This window comes from Thalassospira sp. (assembly GCF_002709775.1).
Classification (GTDB): domain Bacteria; phylum Pseudomonadota; class Alphaproteobacteria; order Rhodospirillales; family Thalassospiraceae; genus Thalassospira.
The window spans coordinates 72789-91550 of record NZ_PAQR01000004.1 but is presented as its reverse complement, the minus strand read 5'-3'; the positions used below and the strand labels follow the sequence as shown (position 1 = coordinate 91550).

At 56.1% G+C, this 18762-nt stretch carries 19 protein-coding genes; 13 read left to right on the top strand and 6 right to left on the bottom strand.

The annotated features are described in order from the left end of the window. Positions 1-85 precede the first annotated feature (85 nt). Positions 86-1255, bottom strand: coding sequence for a beta-aspartyl-peptidase (gene iadA, locus CMO10_RS02050; protein WP_297018651.1), 1170 nt, complete (start codon positions 1253-1255; stop codon positions 86-88). Positions 1256-1415: 160 nt separating this feature from the next. Here iadA and CMO10_RS02045 point away from each other — a divergent pair, with 160 nt between their 5' ends. The 8 genes from CMO10_RS02045 (at position 1416) to CMO10_RS02010 (ending at position 9839) form a co-directional block, all read left to right on the top strand. Then, on the top strand, positions 1416-2048 hold the full coding sequence (locus CMO10_RS02045) for a LysE family translocator (protein ID WP_297018650.1): 633 nt from the start codon (positions 1416-1418) through the stop codon (positions 2046-2048). An 82-nt stretch (positions 2049-2130) separates the two neighbouring features. Then, the gene (locus tag CMO10_RS02040; RefSeq protein WP_297018649.1) at positions 2131-3387 is read left to right on the top strand and encodes a CynX/NimT family MFS transporter; all 1257 of its coding nucleotides are present in this window, start codon (positions 2131-2133) and stop codon (positions 3385-3387) included. Between the two features lie 194 nt (positions 3388-3581). Beyond that, positions 3582-3749: a hemin uptake protein HemP gene (hemP, locus tag CMO10_RS02035; protein ID WP_082049848.1), complete on the top strand. Its 168-nt coding sequence runs from the start codon at positions 3582-3584 to the stop codon at positions 3747-3749. 118 nt (positions 3750-3867) lie between these two features. Continuing rightward, complete coding sequence (locus CMO10_RS02030) at positions 3868-5928, top strand: TonB-dependent hemoglobin/transferrin/lactoferrin family receptor (RefSeq protein ID WP_297018648.1); 2061 nt, start codon at positions 3868-3870, stop codon at positions 5926-5928. A 60-nt stretch (positions 5929-5988) separates the two neighbouring features. Then, the gene (locus tag CMO10_RS02025) at positions 5989-7062 is read left to right on the top strand and encodes a hemin-degrading factor (RefSeq protein WP_297018647.1); all 1074 of its coding nucleotides are present in this window, start codon (positions 5989-5991) and stop codon (positions 7060-7062) included. A 7-nt stretch (positions 7063-7069) separates the two neighbouring features. After that, positions 7070-7927 carry a heme/hemin ABC transporter substrate-binding protein gene (locus tag CMO10_RS02020; RefSeq protein WP_297018646.1) on the top strand — a complete coding sequence of 286 codons (858 nt, stop codon included), beginning with the start codon at positions 7070-7072 and terminating at the stop codon, positions 7925-7927. 26 nt (positions 7928-7953) lie between these two features. Further along, positions 7954-9009: a FecCD family ABC transporter permease gene (locus tag CMO10_RS02015; RefSeq protein WP_297018645.1), complete on the top strand. Its 1056-nt coding sequence runs from the start codon at positions 7954-7956 to the stop codon at positions 9007-9009. Further along, a complete protein-coding gene (locus CMO10_RS02010) occupies positions 9006-9839 on the top strand; it encodes a heme ABC transporter ATP-binding protein (protein WP_297018644.1) in 834 nt (277 codons plus the stop codon). Before CMO10_RS02015 ends, CMO10_RS02010 begins: the two co-directional genes overlap by 4 nt. Positions 9840-9851: 12 nt before the next feature. Here CMO10_RS02010 and gcvA read toward each other — a convergent pair whose 3' ends face one another. Next, the gene (gene gcvA / locus CMO10_RS02005) at positions 9852-10784 is read right to left on the bottom strand and encodes a transcriptional regulator GcvA (protein WP_008888607.1); all 933 of its coding nucleotides are present in this window, start codon (positions 10782-10784) and stop codon (positions 9852-9854) included. Between the two features lie 278 nt (positions 10785-11062). Between gcvA and CMO10_RS02000 the strand changes: the two genes are divergently transcribed. The 5 genes from CMO10_RS02000 to CMO10_RS01980 all read left to right on the top strand — a co-directional run bounded on the left by CMO10_RS02000 (position 11063) and on the right by CMO10_RS01980 (position 15820). Beyond that, positions 11063-12250, top strand: a complete 1188-nt coding sequence (locus CMO10_RS02000) for an NAD(P)/FAD-dependent oxidoreductase (protein ID WP_297018643.1) — start codon at positions 11063-11065, stop codon at positions 12248-12250. A gap of 31 nt (positions 12251-12281) precedes the next feature. Then, positions 12282-13598: an aspartate aminotransferase family protein gene (locus CMO10_RS01995; RefSeq protein ID WP_297018642.1), complete on the top strand. Its 1317-nt coding sequence runs from the start codon at positions 12282-12284 to the stop codon at positions 13596-13598. 60 nt (positions 13599-13658) lie between these two features. Further along, entirely contained in the window at positions 13659-15158 is a 1500-nt protein-coding gene (gene amaB, locus CMO10_RS01990; RefSeq protein ID WP_044829779.1) for an L-piperidine-6-carboxylate dehydrogenase, read from the top strand. A 123-nt stretch (positions 15159-15281) separates the two neighbouring features. Then, the gene (locus tag CMO10_RS01985) at positions 15282-15539 is read left to right on the top strand and encodes a CopG family ribbon-helix-helix protein (protein WP_297018641.1); all 258 of its coding nucleotides are present in this window, start codon (positions 15282-15284) and stop codon (positions 15537-15539) included. Continuing rightward, positions 15536-15820: a type II toxin-antitoxin system RelE/ParE family toxin gene (locus tag CMO10_RS01980; protein ID WP_297018640.1), complete on the top strand. Its 285-nt coding sequence runs from the start codon at positions 15536-15538 to the stop codon at positions 15818-15820. The genes CMO10_RS01985 and CMO10_RS01980 overlap by 4 nt, the downstream gene beginning before the upstream one ends. A gap of 63 nt (positions 15821-15883) precedes the next feature. On the opposite strand, the gene CMO10_RS01975 is transcribed toward CMO10_RS01980, so the two are convergent. The 4 genes from CMO10_RS01975 to thiM all read right to left on the bottom strand — a co-directional run bounded on the left by CMO10_RS01975 (position 15884) and on the right by thiM (position 18705). Then, positions 15884-16489, bottom strand: a complete 606-nt coding sequence (locus CMO10_RS01975) for a superoxide dismutase (protein ID WP_297018639.1) — start codon at positions 16487-16489, stop codon at positions 15884-15886. A 296-nt stretch (positions 16490-16785) separates the two neighbouring features. Then, complete coding sequence (locus CMO10_RS01970; RefSeq protein ID WP_235285123.1) at positions 16786-17124, bottom strand: hypothetical protein; 339 nt, start codon at positions 17122-17124, stop codon at positions 16786-16788. Positions 17125-17254: 130 nt separating this feature from the next. Further along, on the bottom strand, positions 17255-17899 hold the full coding sequence (gene thiE / locus CMO10_RS01965) for a thiamine phosphate synthase (protein ID WP_297018638.1): 645 nt from the start codon (positions 17897-17899) through the stop codon (positions 17255-17257). After that, entirely contained in the window at positions 17896-18705 is an 810-nt protein-coding gene (thiM, locus tag CMO10_RS01960; RefSeq protein ID WP_297018637.1) for a hydroxyethylthiazole kinase, read from the bottom strand. The genes thiE and thiM overlap by 4 nt, the downstream gene beginning before the upstream one ends. Positions 18706-18762: the final 57 nt, after the last annotated feature.

The window sequence follows — 18762 nt, the reverse complement described above, 5'->3', positions numbered from 1 at the left end:
GTTATGTCGATAAAAAGGCAGCTCACACGGCTTTCCGAAGCGAAAATCCGTGTTTTCGAGCGCCATTTGGGTGTTTCAGGCCCGTTTAGTCCTCAAAAGTGCCGCGAAGGTGCCGTTCATTGGCAATCATGGCCGGTTTTCCGCGGGAAATTACGCTGTCGGGGGTGAGCGCATCATCCAAAACAAGGATATCGGCATCATAACCGACCTTGATTTGTCCTTTGTGTGCGGCAAGGCCCAGCATCCGGGCCGGGTTAATCGTGATCGGGGCGAGGGCCGTCGGTATATCAAGTTTTTCGACGGCAATCAGATCGGCAAATTCGCGCGGTACGGTTTCAAATCCTGCCACAGAAAGCCCGATCATATTGCCATCGGCATCAAAATCCGGAAGCGACCCGTTGCCATCTGACGTCATGGATATGCGATCAAGCGGTACGCCATCCGCCAGACACTCGGCAATGCTGGTTGATGTTTTACTTGCCCCTTTGGGATCGAGTTCGGCATCAATCCCGGTAGTGAAATCGATATTGCCGCCGCGCTTGGCCCAGAGTTTGGCGGCATCAAGCAGGGCGCGTTTGCGGTTCACATGGGTTGGGATGAACTGACCGATCGGGATTTCGGTTTGATCAATCACGGCGAGCAACGGATCAAAGTGACCGTCTCCATCCCCAAGATGAACAACCACCGACCCGGCCTTGCCCGATGTCATACCGCCAATGCGTGATTGCGATGCGATGCGGGCCAGTTCGTCGACCGTGCTTTGGCTGCTGCGATGATCGGAAATGGCGGTTTTAAGGCCGATACAGGCGTCAAGAAACGTCACGTCATCGCCGATATTACCGGTCAGGGTTGGGGAGGGCACGCGATAGCCACCCGTAAAGAACCAGGCAGAAATGCCTTCGGTCCGAAGTGCTTTGGTCTTGGCATAAAGCGATGCGATATGGCGGGTGGCAGCATCGGTGCCGAGTAGTCCGCAGACAGATGTAATGCCAGCCTCAATCAGTTTGCCGATTGCGACTTCCGGTGTGCGGGTGGCAAAACCGCCTTCGCCACCACCGCCGATCAGATGCACATGCCCGTCGATAAAGCCCGGTACGGTCATGTTGCCACCAAGGTCGATGGTCTTGATTTCGGCTGGAACCGAAACAACCAGATCCGGGGCAATGGCAACGATTTTTTCGTCACAGATCAGGATATCATTGATGCCAAGCGGGGTCGGGGCGAAGACGTTGGCATTCTTGAGAAGCAGAAACATGTTTTAAAACCGTATTTTACGAAAAGCAGCGTTCAGGTGGCGGGATGGCGCGGATGCGCATCATAGCGATAGTTCATTTCCGTTGAAACGGTTCTGGCAAGCAGATAGCTTTCGATAAAACCAAGCGGGAACCAAACCTGCGCCATCCAAAGGAAACGTCATGAGCTTCGCCGCCTGGTTGTCGGTTGCAACCATCTGTGTTCTTGGCGCAATGACACCAGGCCCCAGTCTGGCTGTTGTGTTGCGTTATTCCGTCGGTCATTCACGTCAGGCGGGCTTTGCCTGTGCCTTCGCGCATGCGCTGGGGATCGGTTTTTATGCCGTCATCACCATGACCGGGCTTGGCATCCTGTTTCAGACAGTGCCGGTCTTTCACAATGCGGTCAGCATTCTTGGTGCGCTTTATCTGATTTGGCTTGCGATCAAGGCATGGCGCGGTGCGAAGGCAGGGGCGAAGTTTGATGTTGATGGGTCTGGCAAGGTATCGGGATCAATCCTGCAGGCCGCACGCGACGGGTTTATGATCGCGTTCCTCAATCCCAAGATCGCGCTGTTTTTCCTCGCCCTTTTCAGCCAGTTCGTTTCGCCCGAATTTGAATGGGCCGGCAAGTTCCTGCTGGCGATGACTGCAGCGGTGATTGATGGGGCGTGGTATTGCCTTGTGGCGGTCGGGCTTTCGCACGGGGCCGTTTTGCCGTGGTTGCGCGATCATGCTGCCTGGATTGAACGCATCATTGCGGTTCTGTTCGTACTGATCGCGTTTCGCGTATTGTGGGGTGTTGTCGCGCCTTAGGATGCTTAGCGCCTGAACCTGTACCCACCCAAAATTCTGATCGCGCCACCACCGCCATCACGACGTAACACGGATCACCCAGATGACTGACAAGACTGCCCCGAAAACGACCTCTACCGACGCAGCATCAGCGGGAAGAAACAACGCGCCTGATGCCGGGCGTGGGTTCCATCATCTGGGCGCACATATTGGCTTCTTGCTCGCGATCCTGCTTCTGGCTGCGAACATGCGCGGCAGTATTGTCGGCTTGGGCCCGCTTGCGGAAATCATCGGTACGGATCTGTCGCTTTCCGGCACGCAGCTGGGTTTGCTGACAACCCTTCCGGTTCTGAGCTTTGGTGTGTTGTCGATGTTTGCCCCGCGTCTGGGGCAGAAATTCGGCCTTGAAGCGACACTTTTGACCATGCTGTTGTTCATTGCCATCGGGCAGGGGCTTCGGGCCAGTGGTGCCTATGACATCATGGTGGTCGGGACCATTATCCTTGGGGCAGCGATTGCGGTTCTGAACGTACTTACCCCGTCGCTGGTGCGGCGCAGTTTCCCGACCCATGTGGCGTTGGTGACAGCCCTTTATACCTTTACCATGTCAAGCGGTGCGACGATTGCGGCATTTGTTTCGATCCCGATCCGAAATGCAGCTGACGGCGACTGGCGCTGGTCGCTGGGTGTTTGGGCAGTGTTTGCCGCCATTGCCTTTGTCTGCTGGCTGCCGATGCTGCGTTATCGCCATGTCGGGGCGGCACCGAGCCCTGTTGCGCGCATTTCGCTTTGGAAAAATGTCGAAGCCTGGTGGTTGGCGCTGTTTTTCGGCTGTCAGTCACTGATGTTCTATACCGGCACTGCCTGGGTTGCCAAAGTCTTCATCGACCACGGCATTTCCGAGGCCGAAGCGGCTACCCTGCTCACGCTGTTTAACGTATTTGGCATTCCGGCCGCGTTTGGCGCGCCATTGATTTATTCGAAAATCGCCAACAAGAAACTGGCGATGCTGGTGCTGCATATCCCGCTGATCATCGCTATTCCGGGCTTTGTCTTTGCCACCACGGAGCTTCCTTATGTCTGGGCGGTGTGCATGGGGCTTGGACAGGGCAGCATGATCAGTATTGCCCTGACCCTTGTCGGCATGCGTGGGGCGGATCCGCAAACATCTGCGCGCTTGTCGGGTATGGCGCAATCGGTGGGGTATCTGTTTGCCGCTATCGGCCCGGTTCTGTTCGGGGCATTGCATGACCTTCTGGGCGACTGGCAGGTCGCACTTTACTTCCTGTTTGTCGTTGTCGCGGTGCAGCTTTGTGCTTCGATGCGTGCCGGATCTGCCAAGAAGATCGGTGCTGATTAGCAAAAGCAGCGTGATCTCGGCATCTTGCAGAACGCAGAAAGGCACCACCGGTATTCGTCGGGGTGCCTTTTTTGATGCGTGATCTTGATCACCACAACCTACGCATATTCCAAAATGAACTTGACTTGCATTCGCAACAAACATATAGCACTGCAAATCATTATTAATAACATTCCATCAGCAAGGAGTTTGCGATGCCCGACATCGCAGCAAAACCGGGGCATGCAGGAAAGTCCGAAACAGTGAAACAGATGCAGGTGCAGGAACTGATGGGCGATGACCGTGAAGTCATCATCGTTCATCAGGGGGAAGAATACAGACTGCGCCTGACATCAAATAACAAACTGATCCTGACCAAATAGGCGTCCAAACGCCGTCTCACACCACACCATTTGCCAGCCAGCGCGCCAGTGCCCTGCACAAGCCAGCCAGCCAGCCGAAATCGGTACAAAGCTAAAGCTGCCTTACAGGGGAATCATTATGGTTCGAACCACTTCTGTGCGCCTTCTTCTGGCGACAGTTTCCACACTCGCTCTCAATGTTGCCGCCCATGCCCAGGAACCGGCGTCAGCGCCCACCACCGACACCCAGACCACGGAAAGCCAAAACGCACCGGCTGCTGAAACGGCTGTTGTGCTTGATACGGTTACTGTCACTGCCAACAAACGCGATACCAAGGTTATTGATGCACCGGCTTCCATCTCGGTGATTGACGAGGACGAACTCGAACGTCGTCAGGCATCCGATCTGAGCGACATTCTTCGCGGACTCCCGGGCGTTGAAATCTATGGCGGCCCGCGCAGTACGGTGCAGGAGCCTATCATCCGTGGTTTGACCGGTGACAGGGTCGTTGTACGTGTCGATGGCGTTCGTGCCAACATGAGTGTCGGGCACAAAGGTCGGTTTTTCTTTGACCCGGAAGTGATGAAATCGGTCGAGGTTTATCGCGGCGCAGCCTCAACCATGCAGGGCACCGGTGCGCTTGGCGGCGTCATTGCACTGACCACCAAGGATGCCAATGATCTGCTTGAAGCGGGTGAAAATCTTGGGGCACGGGTCAAAGTTGGTTATGCATCTGTCGACCATGGTCTGACGACGAATGGTATGGCTTATGGCCGTCCGACCGAAAATACAGATTTTCTTGTAAGTCTGACGCGTGAGAGCACCGGTAACTTTGAAGCCGGCGACGGCAACAAGCAACCTTACACCGATGACGACTACATCAATGGTCTCGTTAAAGGCGGGATCGATATCAATGATGCAAGCCGCCTGACCCTTGCCCTGCAGCGCTATAGTGATGATCATCAATTACCCGCAGCCCCTGATAGTGGCGCGGCGGTGAACTCCACTAGCAACTATCTCGTGAACCGCGAGAGTGAAGAAACCTCGATGGTGCTTGGTTACAGCTATCACGACAGCAGCAATGATCTGATTGATGCCAATGTAAATGCCTATGGCATGCGCACAGATCTTGATGAAAAACGCGTCAGTGATGGCCGCCACGATGAACGTACCCTCGATACCATCGGTCTTGACGGCAGCAATACCTCGCGCTTTGACCTTTCCGGTCGTGAACTTGCCGTAACGGTCGGTGGCGAGATCTATCAGGACTCGCAGGAGGGGCGCCGTGATGGTGTTGCTGTTTCCAACCTGTTCCCTGACGCAGACATGACTATTTATGGTGTCTATGTCGATAACGCCTTTGCTGTCACCGACGCGCTCGATGTGACAGCAGGTGTGCGATTTGACTCCTATGATCTATCAGCGTCCGGCCAGCGTTCGCGCGAAGACAGCGCAGTTTCGCCGCGCTTCTCTGCAAGCTACCGCGTGACCGAATGGATGCAGCCTTACATCAGCTACGCCGAAGCCTTCCGCGCGCCTGCAATGACCGAAATGTACGCAAGCGGCTATCACTTCCCTGGCAACAACTTTGTCGCAAACCCGGATTTGGAAGCCGAAAAAGCTAAAACGTGGGAGTTCGGGACGAACTTCAAGTCCGACAATCTGTTCAGTACCGGTGACGCACTTCGCGCCAAGGTCGCGTATTTCCAGAACGATATCGAAGACTATATCGAACAACAGGGTGCGACTTTTGGCAGTTCGGAAACCAGAAGCGTCAACGTACCGGAAGCTGAAATCAAAGGTTTCGAAGCCGAGATTTCATATGACACAGGGCTGATGTTTGCCGGTTTGGTCGCGTCGCGTATTCGCGGTGAGAACACCCGGACTGGTGCAAACCTTTCCAATATTCCGGCTGACAAGGTTGCCCTTTCTGGCGGCTATCGGTTTGCCGACCAGTCTGTCGAAGTGGGCGGCAGGGCAAATATCGTCGATCGTCTGACCCACATTTCGTCGGGGTACGAAGTGCCGGGTTACGCAACTTTCGACCTGTTTGTTCGTTGGGATGCAGATGAAACCCTGCCAGGTCTGAGCCTCAACGCTGGCATCGATAACCTTCTGGATCGCAATTACCAGACTGCGGACAACGGGCTGTACGAGCCGGGTCGCAACTTCAAAATTTCCGCAAGCATGAAATTCTAAGCCAAAGCATCAGACGAAGCAGCTTCTGCTTCGTCTGATCTTGCAGGAGGTATAAACGCCATGAGTGAAAACAATTTCAAAACTGCCAATGAAGCTTGGGCGGCATTTGCCGCAGGTGAGGCAAAGGGATATGCCGTCGATATCGCGGCCGAGCTTGGCTTAAGCGAGGGCGAGCTGGTTGCAGCGGGCATCGGCACCAATGTCGTGCGCCTTGATGCCGATTGGGGGGATTTTATTCCCCGCCTCGAAGAACTGGGTCAGGTCAAGATCCTGACGCGCAACCCCAGTGTCGTGCACGAAAAGATCGGCACCTTTGGCAAGGTCAGTATTAATGGCGAGATGGGGCTTGTGCTTAATCACGATGTTGATTTGCGCCTGTTCCTGGGTCATTGGGGTCACGCGTTTGCCGTTGAAACCAACAACCCGCGCGCGGGACGCCGCCGCAGCTTCCAGATCTTTGATCTGGACGGGCGCGCCGTTCACAAGATTTTCCTGACCGAGCAGTCTGATGAAGCTGCCTATGACAAGCTGATCAGTGATTTCAAGGCGGACAACCAGTCGCCCGGCATCGAAGTCCTGCCACCTTTGCCAAAGGCCGTCACACTACCCGATCAGGATGTTGATGTTGAAAACCTGCGCGCGCACTGGCGTCGCATGACAGACGTCCATCAGTATCACGGGATGCTCAAGGACTTTAATGTCGGCCGTCAGCAAGGCATGCGTCTGGCTGGGTCGGAATTTGCCGAACGGCTGAGTGCCGATGCGCTGAAAACCCTGCTTGAAAAGGCATCGGAAAGCGGCATTTCGATCATGGTCTTTGTTGGCAATAGCGGTGCCATTCAGATCCATACCGGCCCGATCGAAACCATTCGCGAAATGGGCGACTGGATCAACATCATGGATCCGACCTTTACCCTGCATCTGCGTATGGATCAGATTTTCGAAGCATGGATTGTTCGCAAGCCGATCCGCGAGGGTGTGGTGACGACGGTCGAGCTTTATGACGCCGATCTGAACAATTTCGCGATCTTCTGTGGGGAGCGCAAACGCAAGGACCCGGAAAATCCCGATTGGCAGAAACTGGCCGAGAGCCTGCCGCGTTTGGAAACCACCATGGCAGCAGTGGCGGAGTAACCAATTAATGCGTCATTTCACCGGATTTATCCTGGCGATCATCGGCTTTGTCGGGCTGTGCCTACCCGCCCTTGCCGATGATACGCCCCAGCGTGTGATCACTGTCGGGGCGCCTGCAACCGAGATCGTTTTTGCCCTTGGCGCGGGCAATAGCGTGATTGCGACTGATACAACAAGCACCCGACCAGAACCGGTGCTGACCCTGCCGAAGGTTGGCTATATGCGCAATCTGGCGGCCGAGGGCATCATTGGCCTGAAGCCGGACCTGATTGTTGCGGTCGAGAAATCCGGCCCGGATGTCGTGCTTTCTGAACTGACTGATCTTGGCATTCCGATTGTCATCCTGCCGTCGCTGGCAAAGATGGAAAACCTGCCGGGTGCCATTGTGCAGGTGGGCGATGCCCTGGGTCGGGTTGATGCGGCGCAGGCGCTTTCTGATCGGGTGCAGGCTGATCTAGCCGAACTCAAGGGCAGTGATGGCGCTGATCGGCCAAGCATCGTATTCCTGATGGCGGTCGGCCATGGCAAGCCACTGTCGGCTGGGCAGGAAACCACGGCAGATGAAATCATAACCATGATTGGCGGGACCAACAGCATGGCGGGGTTTGATGGTTTCAAGCCCGTCTCGCCCGAGGTGATTGCATCGGACGCATCCGATTATGTGCTGGTGACCCAGTCGACCCTTGATCAACTGGGCGGGCTTGAGGGACTTCAGGCCCATCCGATCCTTGGTCTGAACAAGGCGGTGGCGAATGGCCGGGTACTTGCCATTTCAGCCTCGACCATTCTTGGTTTTGGTCCGGCGTCAGCCGAAGAAATTCGCGATCTTGCGGCCCATCTTCGCAGCATCGAACAGGGATCGTGATCGCTGTGAAACAAAGGGTCGCTACCTTGCAGATACAGCTGCCGGTCAACCGATCGGCGCTGTTTCTGGTGCTTTTGATGATAGGGCTTTGTGCTGCCACTGTGATGTCACTTGGCATGGGCGGGATGGAGATTTCGGTTGGCGATGTGTTTGTCCATCTAGCGCACCGCATTGGTATCACCGAAGTCGGCATTGACGCCTTTGATGCCCGCATTCTTGATAGCCTGCGTCTGCCAAGGATACTGCGCGCAATTATAATTGGTGCCGGGTTGGGGCTTGCCGGGGCAGTGATGCAAAGCCTGTTTCGCAATCCGATAGCTGATCCCGGCATTATTGGTGTTTCAGCCAGTGCCGCCTTTGGCGCGGTGAGCATGATTGTCGCAGGTCACCTGATTCTCGGCAGCTATTATGCGGCCATCGGGCCCTATGGTGTGCCGATTGCGGCTTTCGGTGGGGCAGTTCTTGCCACGGTCGTGATCAGCATTCTGTCACGTCAGGATGGCCGCACCGATGCAGCGATCATGTTGCTGATCGGTGTTGCGATCAATGCCATCGCCTTCGCTGGGGTCGGTGTCTTTACCTATATGGCCGACGATGCCCAACTGCGCAGCCTGACCTTCTGGCAGATGGGGGCACTTTCGGGCAATGGTCCGACCGATATGCCGGCCCTGATCGTCATGGCGCTCGGGATTGCCTATCTGATCCGGCTGGGTACGCCGCTTAATCTGTTTTTGCTGGGTGAGGCCGAAGCACGCCATCTGGGTGTTGAGGTCGAACATCTTAAACGTCGGGCCACCGTCATTACCGCCCTTGTCGTCGGTGCAGCGGTGGCGGTTTCCGGCATCATCGGTTTTGTCGGGCTGGTCGCCCCGCATCTGGTGCGTCTGGCAACCGGGCCGGATAACCGTTACGTGCTGCCCGCATCTGCGATGGGCGGGGCGATTATTCTGACCGCGGCAGATGCGGTGGCGCGCATTATCGTCCTTCCGGCCGAACTACCCATTGGGCTGGTTACCGGCATTGTCGGTGGGCCGTTTTTCCTGGGTCTTTTGATCGTTGAAAAGAAAAGGCGTCGTCTATGACCCTGATGGCGCATAAGGCAGACTTCAAGGCGCGCGGGCGTTACCTGCTGCGCGATGTTTCGATTGCTGTCGAACCGGGTGAGGTTTTGGCGATTCTGGGGCCAAACGGGGCAGGGAAGTCGACCTTGCTAAAGGTCCTGGCAGGCGAACTTTCGCCAAGTGGTGGCAAGGTGTTTCAGAACGGACGGGCGCTTTCGAGTATTTCTGCACTGGAGCTGGCGCAGGAACGCGCGGTGATGCCACAGGCTGCCTCGATGACCTTTCCGTTCACGGTGTTTGATGTTGTTGCACTGGGTCGTGCGCCCTATCGCAAGGTGTCTACCCGCCAGTTTGATCAGAAACAGGTGCGCCGCGCGATTGAGCTTGCCGATATCACCCATCTGGCTGATCGGGCCTATCCGGCCTTGTCAGGCGGCGAGAAACAGCGTGTGCATCTGGCACGCGCGCTGGTGCAGCTTTGGGGCATGACAGATACCAGTCAACGCAGCGCGGCCAGCAATGGCGACGATGAGCAACCGTCTGTCGTGCGCTTCCTGCTGCTTGATGAGCCGACAGCGGGTCTGGATGTCTCCCACCAACATGCGGTTCTGGCCCTTGCCCGCCAGGAGGCGAAAGAACGCGGCGTTGGGGTCCTGATGATCCTGCATGATTTCAATCAGGTCCTGACCTATGCCGATCGGGTCGCGATCCTGAGTTCGGGCGAAGTCGTCGAACAGGGATCGGTATCAGATGTCATGACACCGGATTTGCTGTCATCGGTGTTCAAAAGCCCGATCCGGGCCATCAAGGACCCGGCAGGGGGCATCGTGCTGGTCAGTCAATCGGCCTGATATCGGGGGGTGTCAGGCCGCAGAGCCGGACGGGATGGTGCGACCATCCTGTTCGGTCCGGCACGTGGCAATCAGCCAGTCGCGAAACGCGCGGACCGCAAAGTTGTTTTCCTTCTCTTTGGGATACACAACGTAATAGGCATGCTGATTGGGGATCGCCACATCAAACGGTGCCACCAGACGCCCGCTTTCAAGTTCTTCACGCACCAGAAATTCCGGCAATAGTGCCAGTCCAAGACCCGCCACAGCCGCCTGAATCACCATGTGGAAATGTTCAAACCGTGGGCCAGCCAATTCATCGACCACGGCAACGCCGGTCGCCGCCAGCCAGTCCTGCCAGGCGCGCGGGCGGGTGGAATGCTGCAAAAGGGTACAGTTGCGTACCCGTTCACGCGCAATCGGCAGATCGTCATTTTCCTTAAGCAGCTTGGGTGCACAAACCGCGATCAGGGTTTCGCCCATCAAACGATGTGTGACACAGCCGGGCAGGTTGTCTTCGCCAAAGTGAATGGCGATATCAATACCCTCGCGGTCGAAATTAAACTCGCGCGTCTGGGTAATGAGATTGAGCTGAATGTCAGGCCAGGTTGCCTTGAAATCACCAAGTCGCGGAACCAGCCAGCGTGCGCCAAAGGTCGGTAGCGTTCCGACATTCAACATCCCGCCGGCATCGGAATAGGCCATGACCTGCAAGGTGGCGGCCTCGGCCCGATCCAGAAGATCACGGACCTGGGCGGCGTAGGCTTCACCGGCTGCGGTCAGCTTGAGGCGTTTCTTCACCCGGCGAAACAGATCACGCCCCAGATATTCCTCAAGCGCACGGATCTGACGGCTGATTGCACTTTGCGTGACATTGAGTTCCTCGGCCGCCCGGGTAAAGGACAAATGGCGGGCCGAACTTTCAAAGAATTGCAGGGCGGTAAGCGATGGCAGGACGCGGCGCATGGTGAAACCAGTTCATAACAAAACGGAATGATATGGTGCGAATATATCGTTTGTTTGCTTTGCAGCCAAGGCGTACCGTTTTAAACGGTTCCAAGCCCCCTCGCGCCACCCCAAGATGCGTTTGGGCGAAAAGCCAACCGCGCTGGAATACTGTTACTTTGGAATGTTTTGGAAGGATGGCTTCCCTTCATTTGGGTAACGGATTTCAGTGCAATGTCGCAAAATGCCGGTCCGAAAATGGCCGGAAAGCAACAATTTGCATCGGGTAGAAGGCAAGAATGGGTTCTGTTGACGAAAATTATGATGTGATCATCGTCGGTGGTGCGGTTATTGGCAGTTCCATCGCATGGCATCTGACAGGCCGTGATGATTTCAAGGGTCGGGTTCTGGTGATTGAAAAAGACTCGACCTACGAGTTCTGTTCGACCGCCCTTTCGGCGGCATCGATCCGCCAGCAGTTTTCAACACCGATCAATATCGAAATGTCGGCTTATGGCATTCAGTTCCTGCACAATCTGAACCGCGATCTGGACCCGGACGTTGATATTGCCCTGCATGAGAAGGGCTATCTCATCCTCGCAACCGATCAGGGCCGCGATATCCTGCGTCAGAACCATGCGACGCAAACCGAATTTGGCGGCGACATCATCTGGATGGAACCCGACGAACTTGCCGCGAAATCCCCGTGGATGAATACATCCGATCTTTCGGCGGGGTGCTGGGGCCGCACGGGGGAGGGCTGGTTTGATGCCTATTCCCTGATGCAGTCATTCCGCAAACAGGCGCGTCGCCGCGGTGCCGATTATATCGACGGCGAAGTGGTCGAGGTCCTGCGCGATGGCGATCAGGTGACGGGTGTGGTGCTGAAAGACGGTCGTCGTTTCGGTTGTGGTCAGCTTGTGAACGCGGCAGGTACAGGCGGATCAAAGGTCGCCCGGATGGCGGGTCTGGAAATCCCGGTCGAGCCGCGCAAACGCTGCATCTTTGTGTTTAATTGCCGGGATGCCGAGGACATCAACGCGACTTGCCCGATGCTGATTGACCCAAGCGGTCTTTATGTCCGCCCGGAAGGTGAATTCTTCATTACCGGCATTGCCCCGCCCAAGGATCGCGATCCGGAATGCTGGGATTTTGAGGTCGACCATAGCCTGTTTGACGACATCATCTGGCCCAGCCTCTATGAGCGGTGCGAACGGTTCGAGGCGATCAAGGTCGTCAATGCCTGGGCGGGTCATTATTCCTATAACCTGCTGGATCAGAACGCGATTCTTGGCCGCCATACCGATGTTAAAAACTTCATCTTTGCCAACGGGTTCTCGGGTCATGGCCTGCAGCAAAGCCCGGCGGTTGGCCGTGGCATTGCCGAGCTGATTGCAACAAACGGCTATGAAACCCTTGATCTGTCGGTGTTTGGTTATGAGCGCATCCGCGACAACGCCCCAGTGCTTGAACTGAACGTCATTTAAATCATCATTGAAAAGGTCGGAGCAGCCCCATATGCCCCGTGACGAAAACACCAAACCAACCCAGGACAGCGCGCAGATGCGCGACCGTGCGGCCACGTCTGTTTCGGCTGGCGTGCGCAACGTGCATCCGGTCTATCTTGATCGCGCACTCAATGCCGAGGCATGGGATGTCGAAGGTACACGCTATATCGATTTCATTGGCGGGATCGGTGTTTTGACTGTCGGCCATCGCAACCCGGTGGTGATGGAACGCGTTGTCGCCCAGTGCGAACGTTTTACCCACAGCTGCTATAACGCGCTGCCACATGAACCCTATGTCGCGGTAACCGAATGGTTGGCGGCGAACTGCCCGATCGAAGGTCCGGCAAAATCAATGCTGACCAATTCCGGGGCAGAGGCGATGGAAAATGCGCTGAAGCTTGCGCGTGCCTTTACCGGTCGCACCGGGGTCATTGCATTTGAGGGCGGCTTCCATGGCCGAACTCTGGCCACCCTCGCACTGACGGGTAAAACCAAACCCTATAAAACCGGACTTGGCCCGTTGCCGGGGCCGGTGTGGCATTTGCCATATCCTTGCCCGGAAACAGGTGTATCGGTTGACGATGCGATGGCCGCCATCGCCAAACTGTTTGCCGTTTCCGCTGATCCGGCATCGGTCGGCGCGGTGGTAATTGAACCAGTACAGGGCGAAGGCGGTTTTCGGGCCGCCGATGGTGAGTTTCTCGTCGCGCTGCGTCGCCTGTGTGATGAAAACGGCATGGTTCTGATTGCTGATGAAATCCAGTCGGGCTTTGCCCGGACCGGCAAGATGTTTGCCATCGAGCATGCCGGGGTTTCGCCTGATATCCTTGTTATGGGCAAGGGGATTGGCGGTGGCTTCCCGCTGGCTGCGATCACCGGGGCTGAGGATGTCATGAATGCGCTGGCCCCGGGCGGGCTTGGCGGAACCTATTCGGGCAATCCGGTCGCATGTGCGGCGGCAGCTGGCGTGTTTGAGGTGCTTGAGGCTGACAAGCTTATCGCACGCGCCAAACAGCTTGGTGAAAAATACGCCACCCATATCGCATGGCTGCGCGACCTGCCCGGCGGGCATGTGATCGGCAATATGCGCGGGATTGGGGCGATGCGTGCCTTTGAATTGATTGCAGATGACGGCAAACCGTCACCCAAACGTCTGCAAAGCTTGTTGCAACTGGCCCGCGCAAACGGGCTATTGTTAATGCCAAGTGGTGAACACGCCAATGTGGTGCGGCTGCTGGCACCTTTGACCATTCCGTTTGATCAGGTTGATGAGGCCTTTGCCATCATCGCCAAGCTGCTGCCAAAAGTAGCCGAAATCAAGGATTGAACAGAGATCGAATTTGCCGGTGATCCGCGCCGGAAAGTTTAAAACGAAGGGAGTTTTACTGTGAGCTACAAATCCATTCTGACCGAACTTGGTCTGTCCGAAGCAGAGATTGCCAATGGCACCCTCAGTGTCCAGACCCCGGTTGACGGTTCGGAATTCGCAAGCGTAACCGAAACCACCCCGGCCGAGATGACCGATGTCATCGGCAATGCCAAAAAGGCATTTGGCGCATGGCGTCAGGTTCCCGGTCCGCGTCGTGGCGAGCTGGTACGTCTTTTGGGCGAAGAGCTGCGCGCTGCCAAGGAACCGCTGGGCCGTCTGGTATCGCTTGAATGCGGCAAGATCTATCAGGAAGGTCTTGGTGAAGTTCAGGAAATGATCGATATCTGCGACTTCGCCCTTGGCCTGTCGCGTCAGCTGTATGGTCTGACCATCGCGTCCGAACGTCCGGGCCACAAAATGATGGAAAACTGGCATCCGCTGGGTGTTGTCGGCCTGATCACCGCGTTTAACTTCCCGGTGGCACCGTGGGCATGGAACACCGCCCTTGCACTGGCTTGCGGTAACGCCGTGATCTGGAAACCGTCGGAAAAGACCCCGGTCACCGCCCTTGCCTGCCAGAAAATCCTCGAAAAGGCGATTGCCAAATTCGGTGATGCTCCGGCCAACCTGCATCAGGTCGTTGTCGGTGATCGCGCCATCGGTGAAATCATGACCGACAGCCGCGACGTCGCGCTGATTTCGGCCACCGGTTCGACCCGCATGGGCCGCGAAGTCGCCCCGCGCGTTGCTGAGCGCTTTGGCCGCACCATTCTTGAGCTTGGTGGCAACAACGCCATGATTGTGACCCCGTCGGCGGATCTCGACATGACCGTGCGCGCAGTTGTGTTCTCCGCTGTTGGCACCTGTGGTCAGCGTTGCACGTCGCTTCGTCGCCTGATCGTTCACAAGGACGTCAAGGATCAGCTGTTGCCGAAAATCATTGCGGCTTACAAGTCGGTGAAAATTGGCGATCCGCTGGCCGATGGTGTTCTGGTTGGTCCGCTGATCGACGAAGAAGCCTACACCAACATGCAGACCGCCCTTGGCAACGCCAAGAAAGACGGCGGCACCGTGCATGGTGGTGAACGTACCCTGGAATCGGAATATCCGAACGCGTTTTATGTTACCCCGTCGGTGGTTGAAATGCCGGGTCAGACCGACACCGTGCGTCATGAAACCTTCGCACCGATCCTCTATGTCATGACCTACGAGACCCTTGAAGAAGCCATCGCGCTTCAGAACGACGTCCCGCAGGGCCTGTCATCGTGCATCTTCTCGACCGATCTGCGTGAAACTGAACTGTTCCTGTCGTCGGTTGGTTCCGATTGCGGTATCGCCAACGTCAATATCGGCCCGTCCGGTGCGGAAATCGGTGGTGCCTTCGGTGGTGAAAAAGAAACCGGTGGCGGTCGTGAATCCGGATCGGACGCATGGAAAGGCTACATGCGCCGCGCAACCAACACCATCAACTACTCCCGCGAGCTGCCGCTGGCTCAGGGCATCAAATTTGATATCTGATCTCGCGCCTGATCAGCTTCGGTTCAAACCCCGCCGGTTCGCTGGCGGGGTTTTTCTTTGTTCATTTTTGCGCTAGAATACGTTGTATTACGTCGCAAACACCGCCAGCCGAAAGGAGCTATCATGAGCAAGGATACCTTGGCCGTCCGGGTTGATCCTGCGTTACGCGAACGCCTCGATAAGCTGGCCGATGCCTTTGGTCAAACACGGTCGAGTATCATTAATGATGCGCTGCGTCAGTTTGCTGATCATCAAGAATGGCAAGTGGAATTGATTGCAGAACGCGCCCAAAGTATCGCCTCTGGCGATGCGACGCTTGTTGGTCATGAGGATGTGCTCGCCGAATTTGACGAACGGTTTGTCGGTAAGAAGGCAGGATGAGAATTGTCTGGGACAGCAGGGCTGTCGGAGACCTAAGGGCCATTCTTGACTATATCGAAGAACGTAACCCGACTGCGGCACTCAAGACCTATCAGTTGATATCAGGATCGGTTTCGCAGTTGACAACCCATCCTTTTATCGGTCGGGTTGGTCGGGTAACCGAGACGCGCGAAATGATTGTTAACGGCACACCTTATCTGATTGCTTATGCAATTGGTGACGAGGCGATTACCGTCATTGCGGTCTTGCATGCTTCGCGCCGCTGGCCGGAAGAATTCTGAACGTATAAAAAGCGGCCCCCGAAGGAGCCGCTTTCTTTAATTTCGTCTCAAAGCAGGGCTTGATTAGCCGGCTTTGGAGAAGCGCTCTGCGACATATTCCCAGTTTACCAGGCTGTCGAGGAAGGCTTTGACATAGTCCGGGCGCGCGTTGCGGTAATCGATGTAGTAGGAGTGTTCCCAAACATCGCAACCGAGCAGCGGGGTCTGACCGTGAACGAGCGGGTTTTCCGCGTTCGGTGTCTTGGTGACGACCAGCTTGCCGGACTTGTCCATTGCCAGCCAGCACCAGCCGGAACCGAACTGGGTGACGCCAGCCTGAATGAAGGCTTCCTTGAAGGCATCGACAGAGCCGAAATCTTCAACGATTTTCTTTTCGAGTTCACCCGGGATGGCGCCGCCGCCATTGCCCTTCATCATCTGCCAGAACTCGATGTGGTTCCAGTGCTGGGCAGCGTTGTTGAACAGGCCTGCTTTGGAAGCGTCGCCATAAGAAGCAACAACGATTTCCTCAAGCGACTTGCCTTCAAGGCCCGAACCTTCGAGCAGCTTGTTGCCGTTCACAACATAGGCGTTGTGGTGTTTGTCATGGTGAAACTCGAGAGTTTCAGACGACATGACCGGTGCAAGCGCGTCATATGCATACGGAAGTGCTGGGAGTTCAAATGCCATGATACAGTTCCTCGACTTTCATTATTAATCTGTGCGGTAACGCAACATATCCCTTTTTGCGCCTTCGATAAAAGTGAAAATCCCGTGCAACATGTTGGAAACCTTTGTTGCAGGCGTTATCGGTGCATCAGGCGCGTTACCTGTGATCTTTTATCTAGCGCGCATTGGCGTTTATGCAATGCGGGGCTGCGTTAACGTTCGATAGATCGATATATGATGAACATTCCTGTGCCAAAAACGTTCCCGGAAATCCTGGAAATTTTTGACGGCGTCGGACATGGAAACAGGCCGTCTGCCTATTCCTTGTAGAGTCCGACCATCTTCTGGCTTTCATCACCATTTGTCAGGGTGACGTCATATTCCCCGCGCTTGAGCGAGGAGATATCGATCTTGCACGGGAAACGAACGCAATCGCGTTTGATCGCGACGGTCCCGTCTTCCTGATGGCTGAGTGTGACTTCACCCTTGGCCATTTCGGAATGAATGGTGACGCTGTCCGTCGTTGGTTTCGGTGCAGATTTGATTGCAGCCAGCGCGGCTGTCGTGATCGTCATAAGACCAATCAAGGCAATGGCAACCGGCTTGCTGCGCAGAGATCTAAGCATGTCTTCCTCGCGCGGTTGTGCTTGGTTCATGCGTAGTAATCTGAGCTACGAAGCCGAAAAATTAACGGCGCAAATAGGGCATTTCCGTGCCGACGGTAGCAATCAGGGCGTGACAGCCATGCGTCTGGCGCGCGGACGAGCCGGTTGATTGGTGGGTTACCTAGGTCAGATGTCCCCGCGCAGATTTAAGCTTTTCCGCGATGTCTGCGGTGGCTTTTTGCGGATCATCCTGCCCGCAGATGGCTGACACAACCGCCAGCCCGTCCGCACCGCTTTCAAGAACCGGCAGGACATGCTCCCCCTTAAGTCCGCCGATTGCCACTGAGGGCAGGCCGACCATCCGCACAAGTTTTTCCAGCCCGTCAAAACCGATGGCCGGTTTGTGATCCGGCTTGGTGGGTGTGGCAAATACCGGGCCGATGCCGACATAATCGACAATGGTGCGGTCAACCTTTTGCGCAACCTCTTCGCTTTCGATCGAAAGGCCGATGATCTTGTCCGGGCCAAGGCGTTTGCGTGCGATCTGGGACGGCAGATCGTCCTGCCCGACATGCAATCCATGTGCGCCAATCGCGATGGCAGCCTCAAGATCGTCATTGACGATCAGTGGCACATTTGTGCCTTCCATCGCCTGCATCAATTCCCGGCCAACGCGAATGAGGCCGTCAGTTCCGGCCTCCTTGTCGCGCAGCTGAATGATGGTGGCGCCGCCTGCAATCGCAGCCATCGTGGTTTCGACCATCGAATGGTTACGACAAAGGTCGGGATCAAGCACAAGATAAAGCGACAGATCAAAAGGCGTCATTGCGGATCAATCCGAAGGGTTTTGGCGTAGGTTTCGGCGTCAAGATTGTGCAGGCCATCAATAAAGGCAGTCATGAAGGATGCCGGGCCGTTTGCCGTCTTGGCTGCGATCTCGCCTGCCACGGCAAAGTTGCCAAGTGCGGCAATGGTGGCTTCAAACGCCTGATCAGGTGCGATGGCCAGATAGGCGCCAACAAGGGCGGTCAGCGAGCACCCCGTGGCTGTGATTTTCGGCATCAGGTCCGACCCGCCGGCAATGCGCACCGAACGCGTACCATCAGTTACGAAATCGACCTCTCCGGTAACGGCAACAACGCAACCTTGACTGCTTGCAAGTCCACGTGCAGCTTCTTCGGCCTGTTCGACCGGATCGCCACTATCAACGCCCTGACCGGCACTTTGACCGCCGCCAAGGGCGATGATTTCTGATGCGTTGCCACGAATGACGGTGGGGTGGAGTTTCAAAAGCGCTGCCACAGTGTCCCGGCGATAGCCGGTGGCAAAATGGGCGACCGGATCAAGCACCCAAGGCTTGCCGGCGTCATTTGCCGACTTGGCAGCGGCAATCATGCCCTCAACCCAGTTGGGCGACAGGGTGCCGATATTGACCGTCAACGCACCTGCGATGGCGGCAAACTCACCTGATTCCTCGGGACTATGCACCATGGCGGGCGAGGCACCGGCGGCCAGCAGGACATTGGCGGCATAATTCATCGCGACATAGTTGGTGATGCACTGAACCAGCGGATTGGTCGCACGCATGCGTTCAAACAAATCGGTCGCGGTTTGGGAAATTTCGGTCGTCATGTCGAGGCTCCAATGCAGAACTTTTGCGGTTGGAGACCCAGTTCGAAGTCGGAAAGA